The sequence below is a fragment of the Serratia sp. CY81684 genome, assembly GCF_052166595.1.
In the GTDB taxonomy this organism is placed as follows: domain Bacteria; phylum Pseudomonadota; class Gammaproteobacteria; order Enterobacterales; family Enterobacteriaceae; genus Serratia; species Serratia nematodiphila.
On sequence record NZ_JBJNOO010000003.1, the window covers coordinates 806,268 to 826,115 of the forward strand.

A 19,848-nucleotide genomic window follows, 5' to 3' on the forward strand; every position below is an offset into this window, starting at 1 on the left:
CATGCGCGAGATCGTAGAGACCGGGCTGCCGGAGATCGGCCAGCCTTTTTCCTGGGCCACCCGGGGCGGCGGCATGCTGTTTACCGCTCACGGCCCGGTGCGGGCGGACGGCAGCATCGACACCGGCGCGCCGGAACGACAGATTACGCTGACCTTCGATAATCTGGCGCAGACGCTGGAGGCGGCGGGCAGCCACAGCGATAAGGTGCTGCAGGTGATCGTGTATCTCACCGACGTCAACGACGTTAAATTACTCGATGATATTTACCGGAAATACTTTAATTATCCTTATCCCAATCGCTCCGCGGTCATTGTCGAAAAATTGGTGGTGCCCGGAATGAAAATAGAAATTACCGTCAGCGCCATCGCCTGATTTAATTTCTTCTTAAGTCAGTCTTAATATTAATTCAATAACGAGTTAAGGATGCGTCATGTTTAAACAGATTGCACCTTCCGCCGCCGATCCTATTATGTCGCTGATGGAAGCCTATTTGCAGGATCCCAATCCGAAAAAAGTGAATTTAGGCATTGGGCTGTATTACGATCGGCAGGGGAATATTCCGCTGATGCAGGCGGTTGAGGCCGCCGAGCAGCGGTTGCTGGCGCTGCGTCGCCCGCACGGTTATCCGCCGATCGAAGGTTCGCCGCAGTTCGCTCGCCAGGTGCAGACGCTGCTGTTCGGTGAGCAACAGGCGGCCGAGATCGCCACGGTGCAGACCGTCGGCGGCTCCGGCGCGTTGAAGCTGGCGGCGGATTTTTTGCGCCACTTTCTGGCGCGCGGTGAAATTTGGGTGTCCGATCCCACCTGGGCCAATCACTGGGCGATTTTCGAAGGTGCCGGGCTGCGGGTGAATACCTATCCCTACTTTGATGAAGCGGCGGGCGGCCTGCGTTTCGCCGCCATGCTCGACGCGTTGGACAGCCTGCCGCCCGGCTGCGTAGTTCTGCTGCATCCTTGCTGCCATAACCCGACCGGCACCGATCTGACGGTGGAGCAGTGGCGCGCCACGCTCGCCGTGCTGCAGCGGCGTAAGCTGCTGCCGCTGTTCGACATCGCCTATCAGGGCTTCGGCGACGGGCTGGAGGAGGACTGCTTTGCATTGCGCGAAGCGCTGAAAACCGATCTGCCGTTTTTGGTCTGCAACTCGTTTTCCAAAAACGTCGCGCTGTACGGCCAGCGTCTGGGCGCGCTGTCGGTGCGCTGCGCCGATGCGGAAAATGCCGCCAACGTCAAAGGGGCGTTAAAAACGCTGATCCGCCGCAGCTACTCCTGCCCGCCGACGCACGGCAGCCAGATCGTGGAAACCCTGCTCGGCGACGCCGAACTCGGCGAGCTTTGGCGCAATGAGCTGGCGGAAATGCGCTCGCGCATCAAGCAAATGCGTGAACAGCTGGCCGCCGGGCTGGCGCAGGGCGGCTCTTCGCTGGATCACCGGCGCATTCGCGAGCAGCGCGGCATGTTCAGCTATACCGGCCTGAACGAAGCGCAGCTGCAGACCCTGCGGCAGCGCTACGCCATCTATCTGGTCTCGCCCGGCCGCATGTGTCTGCCGGGGCTTAACCCCGGCAACATCGACTATGTGACCGCCGCGATCCTCGACGTCACTCGCACCGCCTAACTCCGCTCGGGAACCCAGCCATGCCACAGATGAATGATTTTGAGCATATCGCCCGCCGTCAGGGTGGGCTGAACAAGCATCTTACCGCCGGGCAGATGTCGATGCTGGCGATTGGCGGCGCCATCGGCACCGGGCTGTTTCTCGGCAGCGCCTACGCCATTCAGATGGCGGGGCCGTCGGTATTGCTGAGCTACCTGATCGGCGGCGTCATTGCGCTGCTGCTGATGGGCAGCCTGGCGGAAATGACCTCCGAACACCCGACGCCCGGCTCGTTCGGCGACTACGCCGAATTCTATCTCGGCCCGCTGTTCGGTTTTCTGGTGCGTTATTCTTACTGGTCCTGCGTGGTGCTGGCGGTGGGCACCGAAGTCACCGCCATCGGCATGTACATGCAGTTCTGGTTCCCGGCGACGCCGACCTGGCCGTGGGTGCTGCTGTTCTCGGCGGCGGTGATCGTCGTTAACGTGATCGGCGTGAAATCGTTCGGCCAGGTGGAATACGCGCTGTCCACCGTCAAAGTAACGGCGATCGTGGCGTTTATTCTGATCGGCATCGGCATTCTGGCGTTCTCGGGCAACCCGGCCTATGGCCTGCGCAACCTGACCGCCGGCGGCTTCATGCCGTTTGGCGTCAAGGGCATGTGGTTCGCGGTGATCGTGTCCATCTTCAGCTACCTGAGCATTGAAATGATCGCGGTGGCCGCCGGCGAGGCGAAAAATCCGGTGATTGCGGTGAAGGCGGCGTTCAAGGGCACCATCGTGCGGCTGTTCATCTTCTACATGCTGTCGATCGCCCTGATGCTGGCCATCGTGCCCTGGCGCCAGTCCGGCACCGGCGAAAGCCCGTTCCTGATGGCGATGAACGTGATCCATCTGCCCGCCGCCGCCGGTATTTTCAACTTTATCGTGCTGGTGGCGGCGCTGTCGGCGATGAACAGCCAGCTGTACATCACCACCCGCATGATGTTCTCGCTGTCGCGTGCCGGGCAGGCGCCGGCGGCGCTGGGGCGCGTCAGCCGGCGCGGCATTCCGGTCAATGCGCTGGCGATGTCGTGCATCGGCATCGTGGTGTCCATCGTCCTGAGCCTGGTGGCGCCGGAAACGTCGTTCGCCGCCATGATGTCTATTTCGGTGTATGGCGCCTGCTTTACCTGGCTGATGATCTTCGTCACCCACCTGTTCTTCCGCCGCCGGCACCGGCAGACCCATCTGAAGTTCCGCATGTGGGGATTCCCCTATACCACCTTGCTGGGCGCTGGGCTGATGACGGCGCTGATGATCTCGACGGCGTTTACCGAATTCTTCCGCATGACGCTGTGGTTCGGTATTCCGTTCACCCTGCTGCTGGTGGTGGCTTATCACTTCCAGAGCCGCCGCGCGGCTGCGCCGTCGCCGCTCAAGGCGCCGGAAGTGGAGTAATACGGGGAGGGGCTGAGGCGCACCTCAGCCCTGGGGATTAAAGCTGGCTTTTCGGGATCAGGTGATCGCCGAAGCTCAGGCGCTGGCGGCCCGGTTCGATTTCGGTCAGCGGCGCCACTTCGTGCAGCGAGGATTTACAGCGCTGCACCAGATCCTGATACTCGCGGGTGCCGGCAATCTTCCAGGCCAGCTCCTGTTCGGTCAGATCGCGCAGCACGCGCGCCGGGCTGCCTACCACCAGCTTGTTGGCTTCGATCGCCGCCGCGGCTTTGACGAACGCCATCGCGCCGACGATGGTGTTCTCGCCGATCTCCGCGCCGTCCATCACCACCGCGTTCATGCCCACCATCGCGTTGCGGCGAATGCGGCAGCCGTGCAGGATGGCGCCGTGGCCGATATGGCCGTCTTCTTCCACCACCGTGTCCTGCTGCGGGAAGCCGTGCATCACGCAGTTGTCCTGAATGTTGGCGCCGTCGCAGATCACCAGGCGGCCAAAATCGCCGCGCAGGCTGGCGTTCGGGCCGATATACACGTGTTTGCCGACGATCACGTCACCGATCAGCACCGCCGTCGGGTGCACGTAACTGCTGGGGTCAACGACCGGCGTCAGGCCGTCAATCTGATACACAGGCATAGCGTGAGTTCCTTAATATGTAGGGTCGCGCGGCAGGCCGCCGAAGCGCCGATAGTAACCGGCGGCCGGCGCGGGCAGGGCGCCGATGGTGGTCTCCGCCAGCGAGCTGACGTACTCCGTCGCGGCGCGATCGACCTGCTGGTAGAGATTGATGCACAGGTTGCGGGCGATTTGGCCCTCCCACTGCGCGGGCAGCAGCGCGTCCGGCAGCAGCGGATCTTTCAACACCACGCGACGGAAGAAGTGAATCAATAATAGCTTAATCTGGAAACAGCGCAGCGGCGTCAGCGCCGCCGGGTCGACTTCGCGCAGCAGCGCCATCAGTGGCCGGAAGGAGACGATAAATTCGTGATAGCCGGCCGCCACCTCGCTCAATGACCAGCAGTCGGCCACCAGTTTCTGCAGCGTTTGCTCGGAGCGGTTGTAGGGGTAATCGGCGCGAAAGTAGATCACCTGTTCGCTGGCGTTGAGTTCGCCGAGCAGCGCCGTCACGTCGGTCTGCGCATGGGTAGGGGCGGCCATCAGATTGTTGGCGATCTGCCCGAACCCGAGCCAACCCAGCTCTTTTTTCAGCCGCGCGCGCGCGTTTTTTTCGGCGCATTCCAGCAGCAGCAGCTCCCATTTGCCGTCCCAGGCGGGCTGCTCGCGCAGATAGATCTTCGATTCGGCATGGCGGAACTGGCGCATCCCCTGTTCGGTCACGCGGTAGAAGCTGCGGCGGCCGATTTTCTCCACCGCCAGCCACCCCTCTTTCTGCAGGCGGAACACCGAGGTGCGCACGAAACGATCGCCGAAGCCGAAGGCCTCCAGCAGCGCGCTCAGGCTGCCGAGCCACACTTCGCCGCCGCGGTGGCTGAGCGCGTCGCCGTACAGCGAAATGATCAGCGAGGTGCCGCTGATCGGCTGCGCGTCGACGGCGTGGCGAATGAACTCATCCAGTTTATGTTCCATATTTTTCCATGGGTTAGCCTTCGATGAGCCACAACATTAACATAATTTGGGGCGGCGTCATCCGTGACGCCGTGCGCCTCAGCGCGGCCGCAGATCGACCACGCGCTGCGCCTTGCCTTCCGAGCGGGGGATATCGCCGCAGTTGGCTATGCTGACGTCGGTGCTGACGCCCACGATCGATTTGATGTGGTGGCGCAGCTGGTGGCAGATGTCGCAACGCTGCTGGTGGCTGAGGCTGAGCGCCGATTCTTTCAGCTCGACGCGCACCGCCAGCGTGTCCAGGTGCCCGCTGCGGCTGACCTGCAGCTGATAGTGCGGCGACAGCTGCTCGAACTGCATGATCTGTTCTTCCACCTGCGACGGGAAGACGTTGACGCCGCGGATGATCAGCATGTCGTCGGAGCGGCCGGTGATCTTGCCCATGCGGCGCATCTGGCGCGCGTCGCCCGGCAGGAGCCGGGTGAGATCGCGAGTGCGGTAGCGGATCACCGGCAGCGCCTCTTTGGTCAGGGTGGTAAACACCAGTTCGCCGTGCTCGCCGTCCGGCAGGGCGACGCCGGTCTCCGGGCAGATGATCTCCGGCAGGAAGTGGTCTTCCCAGATGGTGGGGCCGCCGCCGCTTTCCAGACACTCCATCGCCACGCCCGGCCCCATCACTTCCGACAGGCCATAAATATCCAGCGCCTTGATGCCCATGCGGGATTCGATTTCGTGGCGCAGGGCTTCGGTCCAGGGTTCGGCGCCGAACACGCCGAGCCGCAGCGAACAGCCGCGCGCGTCGCCGCCCATCTTGCGCTCCAGTTCGTCGATCAGCGTCAGGCAATAGGACGGCGTCACCATGATGATGTCGGGTTTGAAGTCGAGGATCAGCTGCGCCTGGCGTTCCGTCTGCCCGCCGGACATCGGGATCACCGTGGCGCCGAGCCGCTCCGCGCCGTAGTGCGCCCCCAGGCCGCCGGTGAACAGGCCGTAACCGTAGGCGACGTGCACCTTGTCTTTGGCGGTGGCGCCGCCGGCGCGCAGGCAGCGGGCGACGATATCGGCCCAGTTATCGATGTCGCGCTGGGTGTAACCGACCACCGTCGGGCGGCCGGTGGTGCCCGAGGAGGCGTGGATGCGCACCACCTGCTCCATCGGCACCGCGAAGGTGTCGAACGGGTAGTTGTCGCGCAGATCCTGCTTGGTGGTGTAGGGGAAGCGCGCCAGATCGCTCAGCTGCTTAAGATCGTCGGGGTGTACGCCCGCCTGATCGAACTTGCGCTTGTACATCGGCACATTGTCGTAGGCGTGGTGCAGCGTCCACTTCAAACGCGCCAACTGCAACGCTTCAATCTCATCGCGCGAGGCGAATTCGATCGTTTCGAGGGGCTGTGGATTTATTGTCATGGTTAGCCTCAGGGGTCAGACACGCTCAATGATCATGGCGATGCCTTGGCCGACGCCGATGCACATGGTGCAAAGCGCGTAGCGGCCGGCTCGCCGTTCCAGTTCAAACAGGGCGGCCAGCGCCAGGCGCGCGCCGCTCATGCCCAGCGGATGCCCCAGAGCGATCGCACCACCGTTGGGGTTAACCTGCGGGGCATCGTCCGGCAGGCCAAGCTGGCGCATCACCGCCAACGCCTGGGCGGCGAACGCTTCGTTCAGTTCGATGACGTCCATCTGCGCCAGGCTCAGCCCGGCGATCTCCAGCACCTTGCGGGTGGCCGGCAGCGGGCCGATGCCCATCAGCCGCGGCTCCACGCCGCAGGTGGCGGTGGCAACGATGCGCGCGCGCGGCGTCAGCCCCTGGCGCACCGCCATCGCTTCGGAGGCGACGATCAGCGCCGCCGCGCCGTCGTTCAGGCCCGAGGCGTTGCCGGCGGTGACGCTGCCGGGCTGACGGAATGGGGTTTTCAGCGCCTGCAGCTGCTCGAAGGTGGTGTCGGCGCGCGGGTGTTCATCCTGGCTGAACAGGGTGACCGCGCCTTTTTTACCGGTGAGGCTGACCGGGGCTATCTCCTGCGCCAGGTGGCCCAGCGCCTGCGCCCGGACGGCGCGCTGCTGGCTGCGCAGCGCAAAGGCGTCCTGATCGGCGCGGCTGATATTGAACTGCGCCGCGACGTTTTCGGCGGTCTCCGGCATCGAATCGGTGCCGAACTCGGCCTGCATGCGCGGGTTGACGAAGCGCCAGCCGAGGGTGGTGTCGTACAGCTGCGCCTGGCGGCTGAAGGCGCTGTCGGCCTTGCCCATCACCAGCGGCGCGCGGGTCATCGACTCCGCGCCGCCGGCCAGCAGCAGCCCGGCGTCGCCGGCTTTGATGCTGCGCGCCGCCATTGCCAACGCATCCAGGCCCGAACCGCACAGGCGGTTCACCGTGGTGCCGGAAACACCGACCGGCAGTCCGGCCAGCAGCAGCGCCATGCGCGCCAGATTGCGGTTGTCTTCCCCGGCCTGGTTGGCGCAGCCGAGGATCACGTCGTCCAGCTGTGCCCAATCCACCTGCGGATGGCGCTCCAGCAGCACGCGCAGCGGCAGGGCGGCGAGGTCGTCAGCGCGCACCTGCGCCAGCGCGCCGCCGTAGCGGCCGATCGGGGTGCGCACGCCGTCGCAGATAAATGCCTGATTCATGCTTGATCTCCTAAAATGCTGTGGCCAAGGCGGTGCGCGCGGCCGCGAAACCAGGCGACGGTTTTGCCCTGTTGATTGACGATTTCGACGTCATACAGCCCGGTGGCTTTGCCCTGATGGCGCATCTGGGCGCTGGCGGTGAGGCGATCGCCGGCCAGCGCCGGGCGGACGAAGTCGATGCTGCAGCCGGAGGCCACCGCCGCCAACCCCTGGCTGTTGCAGGCGTAGGCGAAGGCGGTGTCCGCCAGGCTGAACAGTTGGCCGCCGTGGCAGGTTTGGTGGCCGTTGAGCATCTGCGGGCCGACGGTCATGCTGACCTGCGCGTATCCGGCGTCGACGGCGTCGATGTGCATCCCCATCGCCTGAGCGCAGGTATCTTGCTGGAACATCTGTTCGGCGCAGCGCTGAGCCAGCGCGCGCGGCGTATTGGCGTTCATCTTTCGGCTCCTGGGAAAGAGGCGGGGGAAGCGTAGCGGCGCAGCAGCGGCATCGGGCGATAGCGCGCTTCGCCGTAATAGCGTTGCAGGTTTTCCAGCGTCGTCAGAATGTGACGCCAGCCGAGTGCGGCGCCCCAGGCCAGCGGGCCGCGCGGATAGTTGACGCCGCGCAGCATCGCCAGATCGGTATCTTCGGCGCTGGCGATGCCTTTGTTCACCACGTCGAGCGCTTCGTTGGCCAGCATGGCCAGGGTGCGCATAGTCAGCAGGCCGGGATAATCCGGCAGTTGAATGACCTGCTTGCCGAGGGACTGCAGCAGGCGAATCGCGTTGGCATTATGTTGCGCGCCGTTTTGCGCCGCGCAGCTGATGGCGATGGCGGAGGCATGCGCATAGTCGGCACAGAGATCGAACAGCACCACAGGCGTTCCACGTTCGTCGGCCAGTTGGTCGGCGGTTTTACCATTGGTTAACATCAGTGTAACGTCGTCGATCGTGAGGTACGGGCTGGTCTGGCCAGGTTGTTTGATCGCCCCCGCATTTTCGATCAACAGTTCCGCTAAATCGGCCAGCGAAGACCAGTCGCCGTGCAGCGTGACGCGTTGCGGCGGCGCGGCCTGCGCCGGCGGCGCAAAGGCGATCATCTCTGCGGCGGGGCGTTGCGCGTCGTAGCGGTAGAAGCCGCGGCCGGATTTGCGGCCGAGATGTCCGGCGGCCACCAACTCCTGCTGCACCAGAGAGGGGGTGAAGCGCGGATCCTGGTAGAAGGCCTGATACACCGAGTCGGTCACGGCGTAATTGACGTCCTGGCCGATCAGATCGGTCAACTGCAGCGGGCCCATGGTGAAGCCGCCGGCGTCGCGCATGGCTGCATCCAGGGTGGCGGCGTCGGCCACCCGTTCCTCCAGCGCGCGCAGGGTTTCGGCGTAGAACGGCCGCGCCACGCGGTTGACGATGAATCCCGGCGTTGAACGGCACACGACGCTTTGCTTACCCCAGCGCTGCGCCAGGGCCTGCAGCGCCGCGAGGGTCTCGGCCCCGGTCTCCAGACCGCTGACGATCTCCACCAGCTTCATCAGCGGCGCCGGGTTGAAGAAGTGCAGCCCGGCCATGCGCGCCGGGTATTGCAAGGCGCCGGCGATGGCGGTGATCGACAGCGAGGAGGTATTGCTGGCGAACAGCGCCGTGGGCGAGCAGACCGCTTCCAGATCGCGGAACAGGCTCTGCTTAATCGCCAGATTTTCCGCCACCGCTTCAATCACCAGCGTGCAGTCGGCCAGTTGCTCGAGCGAGTCGGCGCGTTCGAGGCGCGCCAGCAGCGCCTCGGTGGCATTGGCGTCGGCCTTGCCGCCGTCGACCCGCTGCCGCAGGCGGCGAGCGAGTTCGTCGATCGCGCGCTGGGCAGCGGCGGGGGCGATATCGAACAGCCGTACCGGGTGGCCGGCGGCGGCGGCCACCTGGGCGATGCCGATGCCCATGGTGCCGGCGCCGATCACTGCCACCTGGCCGTTAAGAAGGGGCGCGTTCATGGCTATTTCCCGCTGAAGTTTGGCGTGCGTTTGGCGAAGAACGCGCTGACGCCTTCGCGGTAGTCGTCGCTGCGGCCGCCCAATCGCTGCAGATCGCGCTCCAGATCGAGCTGCTGATCGAGGCTGTTGGTGGCCGAGCTGTAGATGGCTTTCTTGATAAGACCCAGACCGTAAGTCGGCTGGGTGGCCAGATGGCGCGCCAGCGTTTGCGTGCGGTCGGCCAATTCATCCGCCGGCACCACCTGCCAGATCATGCCCCACTCCAGCGCCTGTTGGGCGCTGATTTTGTCACCCAGCAAGGCCATGCCCATGGCGCGGGCGTGGCCGGCCAGCCGCGGCAGGAACCAGCTGCCGCCGGAATCCGGCACCAGCCCCAGGCGGCAGAACGACTGAATAAAGCCGGCGTTGTCGGCGGCGATGACGATGTCGCACGCCAGGGCCAGCGCGGCGCCGGCGCCGGCCGCCACGCCGTTGACCGCGCATACCACCGGTTTCGGCAGGGCGGTCAGGCGGCGGATCAGGGGGTTGTAGAAACGTTCGACCGACAGGCCGAGATCCGGCGCCTGTTGATCGGCGCTGACGTTGCGATCGTTGAGATCCTGCCCGGCGCAGAAACCGCGCCCGGCGCCGGCGATCAGCAGGCAGCGCACGCTGTCGTCGCGCTCGGCCTGCGTCAGCGCTTCACTCAACTGGCGATGCATCTCGTCATTAAAGCTGTTGAGCCGATCCGGCCGGTTGAGGGTCAGCGTCAACACGCCGGCGTCGAGATGGCTGAGAATCAATGCGTTATCCATAAATCAGCGCCCCTGATAGTTTGGCGTACGTTTTTCGAAAAAGGCGGCGATGCCTTCGCGGCGATCGTCGGTGGCGGCCAGGGTGACAAATTGCTGACGCTCCATCGCCAGCCCCTGGCTAAGGCCGATTTCCTCGGCCTGTTTCAGCGCCTGTTTGGCGGCGCGCAGCGCCAGCGGCGCCTGACGGCTGATGCGATCGGCAATCTGCTGCGTGCGCTCCAGCGTCAGAGCATCGACGCATACTTCACTGATAAGGCCGGCCTGCAGCGCGGTGCGGGCGTCGATGGCTTCGCCGGTCAGCACCATCTGGCTGGCGCGCGACTTGCCGACGCAGCGGATCAGGCGCTGGGTGCCGCCGGCGCCCGGCATCAGGCCGAGGGTGATCTCCGGCAGGCCGAAGCGGGCGCTTTCGCCGCCGATAACGATGTCGCAGGCCAGCGCCAGCTCGCAGCCGGCGCCCAGGGCATAACCGTTCACCGCCGCCAGCAGCGGCTTACTGAACTGCGCCAGACGCAGCCACAGCTGCGGACGGCGATCCGCCAGCGCGGCCGGCAGATCCTGTTGTTGCAGTTCGCGCAGATCGGCGCCGGCGGCGAAGAAGCGCGCCGCGCCGGCGATCACCACGGCGCCCACGCCGCTGTCGGCGTCGGCCTGCTCCAGCCGGACAACCAGCTGTTCCAGGCACGGCGTGCTCAGGGCGTTACGCGCCTCCGGGCGATGCAGCGTCAGCGTGACCACGCGGTGTTGCTGCTGATGCAAAATAAACGGGGTATCCATCGCGGCTCCTAGACGTCGAAGTCCAACACCACGCCGTCGCCTTTCGGCCACGACTGGCAGCTCAATACGTAGCCCGCCGCCAGCTGATCCGGCTCAAGGCTGTAGTTGACGCCCATCTCCACCTGGCCGGCCTTCAGACGGCATTTGCAGGTGGCGCACACGCCGCCTTTGCAGGCGTAGGGCAGATCGGCGCCTTGGCGCAGCGCGGCATCGAGAATGCTGTCGTCCTGTTCGCCGACCTCGATATCCAACCGGCGGCCGTCGAGCAGGATCGCCACCCGGGTGGCATTGCGATCGCCGCTGTGGCGCGGGCGGGCGACCAGGCCGCTGGTGTTGAAACGTTCGCTGTGGATGTGATTGGCCGGTACGCCGGCCTGTTCCAGCACGATCTGCGCGTCGTCCATCATCGATTCCGGCCCGCAGATGAAGGCGTGGTCATAGTCGCGGAAATCCAGCAGCGCGCCGCCGATCGCCGCCAGGCGTTCACGGTCGATGCGGCCGCTGAGCAGCGGGCTGTCGAGGCTCTCCTGGCTGAACAGGTACAGCGGCTGAAAACGCTGCGGATAGCGGTTTTTCAGATCCGACAGCGCCTCTTTGAACATCATTGAACGGCTGTTGCGGTTGCCGTAGATCAGGGTGAAGCTGCTGCCCGGTTCGAGCTGCAGCGTCGCCTTGATGATCGACAGCATCGGCGTGATGCCGGAGCCGGCGGCGATCGCCAGATAGTTGCCGCGGCGCTCCGCCTGCGGCTGATAGCCGAAGCGCCCCTGCGGCACCATCACTTCCAGCGCATCGCCGACTTTCAGCATGCGGTTGACGAAGCCGGAGAAACGGCCCTGATCAATCGCTTTCACGCCGATCTGCAGCAGGCCTTCCTGCGGCGAACTGCAGATGGAATAGCAACGTCGCAGCTCTTCGCCGTTGACTAGCGCCTTGAGCGTCAGGTGCTGGCCGGGGGTGTAGCGGTATTGGTTTTGCAGCTCTTCGGGCACCCGCAGGGTGATGGCTACGGCGTCCGGCGTTTCGCGCTCGATGGCGGCGACGTTCAGGCGATGAAAGACCGTCATGGTGTCAGCGCTCCTATATGCATTTGAAATAATCGAACGGTTCCCGGCAGTCGCAGCAGCGGTACAGCGCTTTACAGGCGGTGGAGCCGAACTCGCTGATCTTCTCGCTGTGGGTGCTGCCGCAGCGCGGGCAGGCTACCGGGCCGTGGGCATGCGGCCGATCGCAGGTGTGGCCCTGCGGCGGCGCTACGCCGTATTGCCGCAGCCGTTCGCGGGCGTCGGCGTTCATCCAATCGGTGGTCCAGGCCGGGCTGAGGCGAATGTCCACCTGCACCGGGCTGAAGCCGGCGGCCGTCAGCCGCTGCTCGATGGCGTTGAGCAGAAATTCGGTGGCCGGGCAGCCGGAGTAGGTGGGGGTGAAGGTCACGCGCCAGCCGTTGCCGTCGCGCGCCACGTCGCGCACCATGCCCAAATCGGTGATCGACAGCACCGGCAGCTCGGGATCGCTGATCTGTTGCAGACAGTGCCAAATCTGCGGGATTTCAGCGGGTTGCAAACGAGTGACGTTCATCGCGGCCTCCTACCATTGGCCGTTTGGATAGGCGCGTTGCAGGAACTGCATCTCCGCCAGCAGCGGGCCGAGGTGTTCACTGTGTCGGCCTTGTTTGCCGCCGTGACGGAACGCCTGCTCGGCGGGCAGCGTCAATGTCGCCTGGCGCAGTGTCTCTTCCACCTGCGCTTGCCAGGGAGCCTGCAGCTCGCGCGGATCGACGGCGATGCCCTGTTCCGCCAGCTCAAGCTCCAGCGCGTCGGCGTGGAACAGCTCGGCGGTGAAGCGCCACAGGTTATCCAGCGACTGTTGGATCTTGCGGTGGCTGATGTCGTTGCCGTCGCCGAGGCGGATCATCCAGCCGCGGCTGAAGCGCAGGTGGTAATCGGCCTCCTTCAACGACTTGGCAGCGATGGCGGCGATCTGCGCATCGCCGCTGCGGCTCAACGCCTGGTGCAGCTGCACGTGGTAGACGTCGAGCAGGAACTGGCGCACCAACGTGTCGTTGAAACCGCCGTTCGGCTGTTCCGCCAGCAGCAGGTTATGAAACTGGCGTTCGTCGCGCCCGAAGGCCAGGCTGTCTTCGCTGCAGGGCGGCCCGGCCAGTTCGGCGGCGTAGCCCAGGAAGTTGCGCGCCTGGCCGAGCAGATCGAGCCCGATGTTGGCCAACGCCAGATCGATCTCCAGCTCGGGCGCGTGGCCGCACCAGGCACACAGGCGCTGGGCGAGGATCAGAGGCGTGTCGCCCTGGCGAAGCAAATAGCTGATGCGCGGATCGTTAACCGTCATGGTCGCCTCTACATGTTCTTGATGCCGTCGGGAATGGTGTAAAACGTCGGATGACGGTAGATCTTGTCTTCGGAAGGATCGAAGAAGGCGCCGCGATCTTCCGGCTGCGAGGCGATCAGATGGCGGGATTGCACCACCCAAATCGAGCAGCCTTCATTACGGCGCGTGTAGGCGTCGCGGGCGTTTTCCAGCGCCATTTGGTCGTCGGCGGCGTGCAGGCTGCCAACGTGGCGATGCGCCAGCCCTTGTTTGCTGCGGATAAACACTTCATACAGCGGCCATTCAACGTGGCTCATGATCTCGGTTCCTTATGTTGGCTATGCGGCGGAAGCGGCGTTTTTCGCGGCGTGGGCCATGGCGCCGTCACGCACCCAGGCGCCGTCTTCCCAGGCGCGGCGTTTGGCCTGCAGGCGTTCGTGGTTGCATTGGCCACGTCCTTTGATCACCTCATGCAGCTCGCTCCAGTCGATCTCGCCGAAGCGATAGTGGCCGGCAGCGGCATCCCAGTGCAGATCCGGATCCGGCGCCGTCATGCCCAGCGCTTCCAGCTGCGGTACGGTGTTGTCGACGAACTTCTGCCGCAGCTCATCGTTGCTGTGGCGTTTGATTTTCCACGCCATGCTCTGGGCGCTGTGGGGGGAGTCGGCGTCGCTCGGGCCGAACATCATCAGCACCGGCCACCAGAAGCGATCGATGGCGTCCTGCAGCATGGCGCGCTGCGTGTCGCTGCCGTTGGCCATCGCCATTACCGCCTCGTAGCCCTGGCGCTGGTGGAAGCTCTCCTCTTTGCAGATCTTCACCATCGCCCGCGCATAGGGGCCGTAGGACGCGCGGCACAGCGCCACCTGGTTGACGATGGCGGCGCCGTCGACCAGCCAGCCGATCACGCCGATATCCGCCCAGTTGAGCGTGGGGTAATTGAAGATAGAGGAGTATTTCATCTTGCCGTCGAGCATCTTTTGGTAGATGTCCTGGCGCGAACAGCCGAGGGTTTCGGCGGCGCTGTAGAGGTACAGACCGTGGCCGGCCTCATCCTGCACTTTGGCCAGCAGCACCGCCTTGCGGCGCAGCGTGGGGGCACGCGTCAGCCAGTTGGCTTCCGGCAGCATGCCGATGACTTCCGAGTGGGCGTGTTGGCCGATCTGCCGAATCAGGTTCTGACGATAGGCGTCCGGCATCCAGTCTTTAGCCTCAATGGCGATATCCGCCGCGATCTTGTCGTCGAAATGCTGCTGATACTGTGCGTCAGTTGTCATGCTTGCCTCTTGGTGATTCGTATTTTTCACATTAAATATAAAAATGTGAATCACTTTAACTAACCATAAGGCTACAAACTGATAACAAAAAGATCAAACGAGATTTATGTGGTTTTGCGAGCGCACTCACAAGTGTTTTTGTTAATCATTTGATTTTTTTTGATAAAAATAAGCAGTGACTCCGTATTAATGCCAGGGGAAACGGCTTGAAAGCGCTTCTTGTTCTCTTTTTGTTAAAATTGAGTTTGGCATCGACTGGCATTTATGTGATACGTAATTAAGCTGTATGGTGAAAATTTATGAATTCCGGAGGGCACATGCAGCAGTTACACAGTTATCTTTCTGGCGCCTGGGTGTACGGGCAGGGAGAGGCGCGCGAGATCCGTCACGCCGTAACCGGCGAGGCGCTGTTCCAGGTCTGCTCCGACGGCCTGCCGTTAGCGGCCAGCCTGAGCTATGCCCGCAGCCACGGCGGCCCGGCGCTGGCGCACATGACGTTCCAGCAGCGCGCCCAGATGCTGAAAGCGGTGGCGAAACACCTGCTGGCGCATAAAGAGGCGCTGTATCAGATTTCCTATCAAACCGGGGCGACGCGCAGCGACGGCTGGGTCGATATCGAAGGCGGCATCGCCACGCTGTTCGCCTATGCCGGCATGGCCGGCCGCGATCTGCCGGACGATACGCTGTGGCCGGAAGATGAGCTGATCCCGCTGTCGAAGCAGGCGCAGTTCGCCGCCCGCCACGTATTGACCTCGCGCCCCGGCGTGGCGCTGCATATCAACGCTTTCAACTTCCCTTGCTGGGGCATGCTGGAAAAACTGGCGCCGACCTGGCTGGCGGGCATGCCGGCCATCATCAAGCCGGCCACCGCCACCGCGCAGCTGACGCAGGCGATGGTCAGGCTGATCGTCGACAGCGGGCTGGTGCCGGAAGGCGCGCTGCAGTTGGTATGCGGCGGCGTCGGCGACATGTTTGCGCACCTGGATTATCAGGATGCGGTAACGTTCACCGGTTCGGCGCAGACCGGCCAGCGGCTGCGGGCGCATCCGCGCCTGTTGGAAAAATCGATCGCGTTCACCATGGAGGCGGATTCGCTCAACTGCTGCGTGCTGGCGGAGGACGTGACGCCGGAGATGCCGGAATTTGCGCTGTTTATCAAAGAGGTGTGCCGTGAAATGACCGCCAAGGCGGGGCAGAAGTGCACCGCGATCCGCCGCATCATCGTGCCGGCGGCGCAGGTGGCGGCGGTGCGTCAGGCCTTGTTGCAGCGTCTGGCGGGGGTGACGGTGGGCGACCCGCAGCTGGAGCAGGTGCGCATGGGGGCGCTGGTCAGCCACGAGCAGCGTGATGATGTGCAAAGCAAGGTGGAGTTCCTGCTGCGCAACGGCTGCGAACCGCTGTGCGGCGCGTCGTTGGATAAGCTGGACGTGCTGGGCGACGGCGCGCGCGGCGGGGCGTTTTATCCGCCGACCCTGCTGTATTGCGCCGATCCGTTCACCCATCAGGCGGCGCACGGCACTGAGGCCTTCGGCCCGGTGGCGACGCTGATGCCGTATGCGGATACCGAGCAGGCGATCGCGTTGGCGTTGCTGGGGCAAGGCAGCCTGGCGGGATCGCTGGTGACCGCCGACCCGGCGCTGGCCAAGCGCTTTATCCGCGCGGCGGCCTGCGCTCACGGACGTATGCTGATTTTGGATGAGCAGGCGGCGGCGGAATCCACCGGCCACGGTTCGCCGTTGCCGATGCTGGTGCACGGCGGCCCGGGGCGCGCCGGCGGCGGTGAAGAGCTGGGTGGACTGCGCGCGGTGAAGCACTATATGCAGCGCACGGCGATCCAGGGCAGCCCGGCGATGCTGGCAGCCATCGGCGGCGAATGGGTGCGCGGCGCGCCGGTCGCCGAACATCCGGTGCACCCGTTCCGGAAATACTTCGAGCAGCTGCAGCTGGGCGACAGCCTGTTGACCGCGCGCCGCACCGTGACCGAAGCGGATATCGTCAACTTCGCCTGCCTGAGCGGCGACCACTTTTACGCGCATATGGACAAGATCGGCGCTGCCGATTCGCTGTTCGGCGAGCGGGTGGCGCACGGTTACTTTGTGGTGTCCGCTGCGGCCGGGCTGTTTGTCGACGCCGCCGTCGGGCCGGTGATCGCCAACTACGGCATGGAAAATCTGCGTTTTATTGAACCGGTGAAGATCGGCGACACCATTCAGGTGCGGTTAACCTGCAAGAAGAAGATCCGCAAGCCGCAAAAAACCGCCGAAGATCGGCCGCACGGCGTGGTGGTGTGGGATGTGCAGGTGCTGAATCAGGAACAGCAACCGGTGGCGCTGTACAGCATTCTGACGTTGGTGGCGCGTCAGCAAGGGGACTTCGAGGCATAATGCGCGTTTCGCCGCCGCCGGCATCCCGGCGGCGGCGAGCTATTCAGATCAGCGGCTGCCCGCGCAGCTGTTCCAGCACTTTCAGCGGCGAACGCTGCGGATCCTGCATCTTGTTCACCGGCAACAGGAAGGTCTGTTCCAGCATAAACTGGCCGCCCATTGCGGCGTGCGGCGTTTGATCCGAGAAGCAAATCCAGCTGCTGCCCGGCGGGAATTCCAGCGCCAGCTGCGGACCCCGTTGCTGATAATCACCGTCGGCCTTCATGGCGTCATGCAACTGCAGCATCAGGTGGTCATAATGGCTGCGGCGGGTCTTGGTGATGCGCACCTGATGCTGCAGCCAACTGCTGAGGGCGGAGTAGCGTGCGAGGCGCGGCATAAAGCGTGCCGCCAGCTCAGGGAACGGCTCGCCGACGCGCCATTGGCGATGCTCGCCGTGCGGATTGATGTTGGTGAAGATGCGCAGAATGCGTTCGCCGTAGTTCGGGCGCGACGGGAAAGCGTCAACGTGCAGGCGGCTGTCGTCTTTGCGCCAGGAACTGGTCGCCCGCCAGGCGGAAACCGGGTGCAAACGCAGGCTGCCGGTCGGGTGGTGCAGCGCCTCCTGATACTCGGGCAACAGCCCGGCGATCAGCTGGCGGCAAGATTGATAATAGCGCTCCAGCAGTTGCTGAACCTGTTGCCGGCGTTCCGCGACGGCAACGCCGCTCAGTTTGCCGGACAGCGGCTGATAGCTGATGTTTTTGCGCTTCGGATCGACCAACGTCGGATCCAGCAGCGGCATTTCCTGTTCAGACAAGGTGAAGGCCAGTTCGGGCAGAAACAGTACCTTGCCCTGTTCCAGTTCGCTGACCGCGCTGGATGCTTCCGCTGCCGCCCATTGTCGCAACGGCAGCGTCAGGACGGCCTGTTCACGCATAATATCGCCAGTAGGCATGAGATCTCCTCGCAAATCTATATCGCTTTATTCCCGTCTTTCAGGTTGCCGCGTGATTGGCTGCACTGGCTTGCGCAGTGGCTGGCTGGAGCGGCGTCAACAGGCCGCCCAATTGCAACGTGAAATTTGTGGGTTCTATTATGGATGTATCAGCAGGGCGCAGTGCGCCGAAGCGTGCGATGGCTTCCTGATATAGAGAATAGTCCTGATAAGGATATCACCGGCAATACCAATGAAAAGTAAACGAGGGTTAAACGGGGCTGCGCGTAGGCACGAATAATCAAAAATGGCACGAATTGTCTGTGGAATGGCGATTTTTTTATCTTGTTGAATTTTAATGAAAATAAATAGTATGCTTATTATTGGCGTTATTTTATTCAGAGCGCAGGGTAACCCGGGAAAATAATGTTGCGGAGAGGAATTATTTCATTTTGTTTAGTAATAAATCGGGCCGCCAAAATTTGGTGGCCCGATTAATGATTACGCGCCGTAAATGCAGTTTTTGCCTTTTTTCTTGGCCTGATACAACGCACTGTCCGCCTCATTGATAAAGCTGATCGGCGTATCGTTATACATATGCGGCACTTTGGCGCAGATACCGATGCTGATGGTGACGATGCCGTGCGGATTACCCTGATGCGGAATTTTCAGATCGCGCACCGCGTTGATGACGCGTTCGGCGAAAATCAGTGCGCCCTGGACGTCGGTATCCGGCAGGATAATCCCCATCTCTTCGCCGCCGTAACGCGCCAGAACGTCGTTGCTGCGGCACGCCAACCCTTTGAGCGTTTGGCCGATCTGCTGCAGGCATTGGTCACCGGCGACGTGGCCATAGCTGTCGTTGTACTGTTTGAAATAGTCGATATCCAGCATCAGCAGCGCCACGCTGCGGTAGTTGCGCGAAGCCCGTGCCAGCTCGTTCTTCAGCGCGATATCAAACTGGCGGCGGTTGGCCAGCCCGGTCAGGCCGTCCAGCAGCGCCAGCTCTTCGAGCATCTGGTTGATGCTGGTCAGCTGATCGCGGGTGCGCATCAGCTCGGCTTCGGTTTGCATGCTGTGCTTGATTTGCCGCAGCAGCACCATGCCCATCGCCAACAGGATCATCAGCAGCGAGAGGCCGCCGACGGCGAACAGCCCGGCGTCGGTGCGCCAGTCCGCCAGCGCGTCGCGTTTCGACAGCCCGGCGGCGATCACCAGCGGAAAGCGGTTGACCCGCGAATAGCCGTAGATGCGCTCTACTTTGTCGTACAGCGAGGTGATGGTGGCGTTACCGAATTCCGAATGCGGCAAAATTTCGCTGAACAGCACACCCTTGGCGATGTTTTTACCGATCGACGCCGCCGAGTAAGGGCGGCGGTAAAGGATGGTGCCGTCCGCCAGCAGCAGGTTCAGTGAGGCGTCGGTGTTGAGGGCGAAGCTATCGTAAAACTGGCGGAAATAATCGATGTACAGCGTCGCCAGCACCACGCCGCCAAAGCTGCCGTCCGGGTTGTTGAAACGCCGCGAAACGGGAATGATCAAATCGCCGGTGGTACGGCTGCGGATCACCTTGCCGATGTACAGGCCGCCGTCGTCGCGGTTTTGATGGTATATGAAGTACTCGCGATCGGCGTTGTTGGCGTTCTTGATGAACTTGCCCGAGGAGGTCGCCAGCCAGCGGCCGCGCGCATCGTAGAGAAACATCCCATGCAGCTGCGGCAGGTTGCCGACCTGGGTTTGCATCACCCGCTGCAGGCGGGTCAATTGCGATGGCCCCAGTCCGTCGTACTGGAGACGTTCGGTCAGATCGAGCAGATTGCCGTCCACCTGCATGAAAGTATCGTCGGCATGCTGCGCCAGCGAGCGGGCGAGGTTGGCGGATTCATGCTCGGCGCTGCGCAGATCGCGCTGGTGTGCGTTCCAGATTTGCCAGCTGTTAAAGAGGATCAGCGTGGCGGCAACGATGATGACAAACACGCCGGCCTGAAATAATAATGGGGAGCTTTTAACGCTGCGCGCCGGCACGGCATCCTGTATGGGTTGCTGCTGAGTCATGTCACCCTTGTTGTTTGATTACTATTCAGTTTGAGTTAAGAGCAATCTTATATTTTATGCATAAATGCGCCAGACCTCTAGCCTTTAACGAGGCGATAAGGCGAAAGGTCGATCGCAGCCCGCAT

Annotated in this window: 19 protein-coding genes; 4 read left to right on the forward strand and 15 right to left on the reverse strand. The window is 63.2% G+C overall.

Annotated features, from left to right (window positions below; all coding sequences use genetic code 11):
* The first annotated feature begins 1 nt into the window (after position 1).
* The 3 genes from ACJ8QF_RS11640 to ACJ8QF_RS11650 are packed head-to-tail and all read left to right on the forward strand — an operon-like array spanning position 2 to position 3,037.
* Entirely contained in the window at positions 2 to 373 is a 372-nt protein-coding gene (locus ACJ8QF_RS11640; protein WP_442537530.1) for a RidA family protein, read from the forward strand.
* Positions 374 to 431: 58 nt separating this feature from the next.
* Positions 432 to 1,619, forward strand: a complete 1,188-nt coding sequence (locus tag ACJ8QF_RS11645) for an amino acid aminotransferase (protein WP_442537531.1) — start codon at positions 432 to 434, stop codon at positions 1,617 to 1,619.
* Positions 1,620 to 1,639: 20 nt separating this feature from the next.
* Positions 1,640 to 3,037, forward strand: coding sequence for an amino acid permease (locus ACJ8QF_RS11650; protein WP_021505795.1), 1,398 nt, complete (start codon positions 1,640 to 1,642; stop codon positions 3,035 to 3,037).
* 37 nt (positions 3,038 to 3,074) lie between these two features.
* Here ACJ8QF_RS11650 and paaY read toward each other — a convergent pair whose 3' ends face one another.
* The 13 genes from paaY to paaA all read right to left on the reverse strand — a co-directional run bounded on the left by paaY (position 3,075) and on the right by paaA (position 14,368).
* On the reverse strand, positions 3,075 to 3,671 hold the full coding sequence (gene paaY / locus ACJ8QF_RS11655) for a phenylacetic acid degradation protein PaaY (protein ID WP_197753289.1): 597 nt from the start codon (positions 3,669 to 3,671) through the stop codon (positions 3,075 to 3,077).
* A 12-nt stretch (positions 3,672 to 3,683) separates the two neighbouring features.
* Positions 3,684 to 4,622, reverse strand: coding sequence for a phenylacetic acid degradation operon negative regulatory protein PaaX (gene paaX / locus ACJ8QF_RS11660; protein WP_076740701.1), 939 nt, complete (start codon positions 4,620 to 4,622; stop codon positions 3,684 to 3,686).
* 78 nt (positions 4,623 to 4,700) lie between these two features.
* Entirely contained in the window at positions 4,701 to 6,008 is a 1,308-nt protein-coding gene (gene paaK / locus ACJ8QF_RS11665; RefSeq protein WP_004935199.1) for a phenylacetate--CoA ligase PaaK, read from the reverse strand.
* Positions 6,009 to 6,023: 15 nt separating this feature from the next.
* Positions 6,024 to 7,229 (reverse strand): 3-oxoadipyl-CoA thiolase, encoded by a 1,206-nt coding sequence (pcaF, locus tag ACJ8QF_RS11670; RefSeq protein WP_442537532.1) that lies wholly within the window; start codon positions 7,227 to 7,229, stop codon positions 6,024 to 6,026.
* The gene (gene paaI / locus ACJ8QF_RS11675) at positions 7,226 to 7,666 is read right to left on the reverse strand and encodes a hydroxyphenylacetyl-CoA thioesterase PaaI (RefSeq protein ID WP_015378355.1); all 441 of its coding nucleotides are present in this window, start codon (positions 7,664 to 7,666) and stop codon (positions 7,226 to 7,228) included. Before paaI ends, pcaF begins: the two co-directional genes overlap by 4 nt.
* A complete protein-coding gene (locus tag ACJ8QF_RS11680) occupies positions 7,663 to 9,195 on the reverse strand; it encodes a 3-hydroxyacyl-CoA dehydrogenase (protein ID WP_442537533.1) in 1,533 nt (510 codons plus the stop codon). Before ACJ8QF_RS11680 ends, paaI begins: the two co-directional genes overlap by 4 nt.
* Before the next feature lie 2 nt (positions 9,196 to 9,197).
* Positions 9,198 to 9,989 carry a 2-(1,2-epoxy-1,2-dihydrophenyl)acetyl-CoA isomerase PaaG gene (paaG, locus tag ACJ8QF_RS11685; RefSeq protein ID WP_015378353.1) on the reverse strand — a complete coding sequence of 264 codons (792 nt, stop codon included), beginning with the start codon at positions 9,987 to 9,989 and terminating at the stop codon, positions 9,198 to 9,200.
* 3 nt (positions 9,990 to 9,992) lie between these two features.
* Positions 9,993 to 10,766: a 2,3-dehydroadipyl-CoA hydratase PaaF gene (gene paaF, locus ACJ8QF_RS11690; RefSeq protein ID WP_442537534.1), complete on the reverse strand. Its 774-nt coding sequence runs from the start codon at positions 10,764 to 10,766 to the stop codon at positions 9,993 to 9,995.
* 8 nt (positions 10,767 to 10,774) lie between these two features.
* Entirely contained in the window at positions 10,775 to 11,833 is a 1,059-nt protein-coding gene (gene paaE, locus ACJ8QF_RS11695) for a 1,2-phenylacetyl-CoA epoxidase subunit PaaE (RefSeq protein WP_442537535.1), read from the reverse strand.
* 13 nt (positions 11,834 to 11,846) lie between these two features.
* Positions 11,847 to 12,344: a 1,2-phenylacetyl-CoA epoxidase subunit PaaD gene (gene paaD / locus ACJ8QF_RS11700; RefSeq protein ID WP_015378350.1), complete on the reverse strand. Its 498-nt coding sequence runs from the start codon at positions 12,342 to 12,344 to the stop codon at positions 11,847 to 11,849.
* A 9-nt stretch (positions 12,345 to 12,353) separates the two neighbouring features.
* The gene (paaC, locus tag ACJ8QF_RS11705) at positions 12,354 to 13,112 is read right to left on the reverse strand and encodes a 1,2-phenylacetyl-CoA epoxidase subunit PaaC (protein ID WP_015378349.1); all 759 of its coding nucleotides are present in this window, start codon (positions 13,110 to 13,112) and stop codon (positions 12,354 to 12,356) included.
* An 8-nt stretch (positions 13,113 to 13,120) separates the two neighbouring features.
* The gene (gene paaB, locus ACJ8QF_RS11710) at positions 13,121 to 13,408 is read right to left on the reverse strand and encodes a 1,2-phenylacetyl-CoA epoxidase subunit PaaB (protein WP_004935173.1); all 288 of its coding nucleotides are present in this window, start codon (positions 13,406 to 13,408) and stop codon (positions 13,121 to 13,123) included.
* A 21-nt stretch (positions 13,409 to 13,429) separates the two neighbouring features.
* Complete coding sequence (gene paaA, locus ACJ8QF_RS11715; protein ID WP_015378348.1) at positions 13,430 to 14,368, reverse strand: 1,2-phenylacetyl-CoA epoxidase subunit PaaA; 939 nt, start codon at positions 14,366 to 14,368, stop codon at positions 13,430 to 13,432.
* 317 nt (positions 14,369 to 14,685) lie between these two features.
* On the opposite strand from paaA, the gene paaZ reads away from it, so the two are divergent.
* A complete protein-coding gene (gene paaZ / locus ACJ8QF_RS11720) occupies positions 14,686 to 16,752 on the forward strand; it encodes a phenylacetic acid degradation bifunctional protein PaaZ (protein ID WP_442537536.1) in 2,067 nt (688 codons plus the stop codon).
* Positions 16,753 to 16,795: 43 nt separating this feature from the next.
* Here the strand turns inward: paaZ and ACJ8QF_RS11725 are convergent, their stop codons facing one another.
* Positions 16,796 to 17,689, reverse strand: coding sequence for a Kdo hydroxylase family protein (locus tag ACJ8QF_RS11725; protein ID WP_048324083.1), 894 nt, complete (start codon positions 17,687 to 17,689; stop codon positions 16,796 to 16,798).
* Positions 17,690 to 18,169: 480 nt separating this feature from the next.
* Positions 18,170 to 19,723, reverse strand: coding sequence for a sensor domain-containing diguanylate cyclase (locus tag ACJ8QF_RS11730; RefSeq protein WP_442537537.1), 1,554 nt, complete (start codon positions 19,721 to 19,723; stop codon positions 18,170 to 18,172).
* Positions 19,724 to 19,848: the final 125 nt, after the last annotated feature.

Coding starts and splice junctions, on each gene's coding strand:
- paaG (WP_015378353.1), bottom strand. CDS start 9,989: ATGGATAACGCATTGATTCTCAGCCATCTCGACGCCGGCGTGTTGACG.
- paaY (WP_197753289.1), bottom strand. CDS start 3,671: ATGCCTGTGTATCAGATTGACGGCCTGACGCCGGTCGTTGACCCCAGC.
- paaX (WP_076740701.1), bottom strand. CDS start 4,622: ATGGAACATAAACTGGATGAGTTCATTCGCCACGCCGTCGACGCGCAG.
- paaC (WP_015378349.1), bottom strand. CDS start 13,112: ATGACGGTTAACGATCCGCGCATCAGCTATTTGCTTCGCCAGGGCGAC.
- paaZ (WP_442537536.1), top strand. CDS start 14,686: ATGCAGCAGTTACACAGTTATCTTTCTGGCGCCTGGGTGTACGGGCAG.
- paaA (WP_015378348.1), bottom strand. CDS start 14,368: ATGACAACTGACGCACAGTATCAGCAGCATTTCGACGACAAGATCGCG.
- paaB (WP_004935173.1), bottom strand. CDS start 13,408: ATGAGCCACGTTGAATGGCCGCTGTATGAAGTGTTTATCCGCAGCAAA.
- pcaF (WP_442537532.1), bottom strand. CDS start 7,229: ATGAATCAGGCATTTATCTGCGACGGCGTGCGCACCCCGATCGGCCGC.
- ACJ8QF_RS11640 (WP_442537530.1), top strand. CDS start 2: ATGCGCGAGATCGTAGAGACCGGGCTGCCGGAGATCGGCCAGCCTTTT.
- paaI (WP_015378355.1), bottom strand. CDS start 7,666: ATGAACGCCAATACGCCGCGCGCGCTGGCTCAGCGCTGCGCCGAACAG.
- ACJ8QF_RS11725 (WP_048324083.1), bottom strand. CDS start 17,689: ATGCCTACTGGCGATATTATGCGTGAACAGGCCGTCCTGACGCTGCCG.
- ACJ8QF_RS11650 (WP_021505795.1), top strand. CDS start 1,640: ATGCCACAGATGAATGATTTTGAGCATATCGCCCGCCGTCAGGGTGGG.
- paaE (WP_442537535.1), bottom strand. CDS start 11,833: ATGACGGTCTTTCATCGCCTGAACGTCGCCGCCATCGAGCGCGAAACG.
- ACJ8QF_RS11645 (WP_442537531.1), top strand. CDS start 432: ATGTTTAAACAGATTGCACCTTCCGCCGCCGATCCTATTATGTCGCTG.
- ACJ8QF_RS11730 (WP_442537537.1), bottom strand. CDS start 19,723: ATGACTCAGCAGCAACCCATACAGGATGCCGTGCCGGCGCGCAGCGTT.
- paaF (WP_442537534.1), bottom strand. CDS start 10,766: ATGGATACCCCGTTTATTTTGCATCAGCAGCAACACCGCGTGGTCACG.
- paaK (WP_004935199.1), bottom strand. CDS start 6,008: ATGACAATAAATCCACAGCCCCTCGAAACGATCGAATTCGCCTCGCGC.
- paaD (WP_015378350.1), bottom strand. CDS start 12,344: ATGAACGTCACTCGTTTGCAACCCGCTGAAATCCCGCAGATTTGGCAC.
- ACJ8QF_RS11680 (WP_442537533.1), bottom strand. CDS start 9,195: ATGAACGCGCCCCTTCTTAACGGCCAGGTGGCAGTGATCGGCGCCGGC.